The sequence below is a fragment of the Undibacterium sp. RuRC25W genome (assembly GCF_049339825.1).
Taxonomy (GTDB): Bacteria; Pseudomonadota; Gammaproteobacteria; order Burkholderiales; family Burkholderiaceae_D; genus Undibacterium.
In genome coordinates this window covers 1-521 of the sequence record NZ_JBMPPD010000081.1, presented here as the reverse complement: position 1 = coordinate 521, position 521 = coordinate 1, and the positions used below count along the sequence as shown (strand labels likewise).

The following is a 521-nucleotide window of genomic DNA, read 5'->3' as shown; positions in this document are numbered from 1 at the left end:
CCTCCGCCACCGCCACCTGATACGCCACCACCACCGCCGCCGAAACTGTTGGCCCCACCGCCACCATTTATTCCGCCGCCAGAAGTGCAAGTACAGCAGCAACCACAACAAAACACCATCAATGCGGTGTCCAACGTGAAGCCAGAGAACCCAGTGTTTGCTAAAACTCAGCAAACGGCTCCACCAGAGCCAGCAAAAGCGACTGGTCCAGTCACTGTGCCAGGCGTGATCGACTTTAACGTTGCCGGTTGCAAACCCGAGTACCCACGTGCGTCTTTACGTAATGAAGAGACCGGTACAGTCGTCTTGTCCGTATTGATTGGTGCCGATGGCGCCGTATCAGACGTCAAGATCGATAAATCCAGTGGTTTCCGTGGTCTCGATAATGCAGTTCGTGCCCAGTTGATGTCGGGCTCCTGCAAAAACAAACCAGGTACCGTGGATGGCAAACCGCAGCCAACATGGACGAAAGTTCAGTACGTGTGGAAGCTTGACTAATTAAAAGCGAGCGCAGCTTACTG

The 521-nt window shown here is 53.9% G+C and carries 1 protein-coding gene; it reads left to right on the top strand.

What is annotated here, in order from left to right:
* Nucleotides 1-498 (top strand): energy transducer TonB (locus tag ACO0KV_RS18380; RefSeq protein WP_423044602.1); only part of this gene is annotated, 498 nt, incomplete at its 5' end.
* Between the last annotated feature and the right edge of the window lie 23 nt (nucleotides 499-521).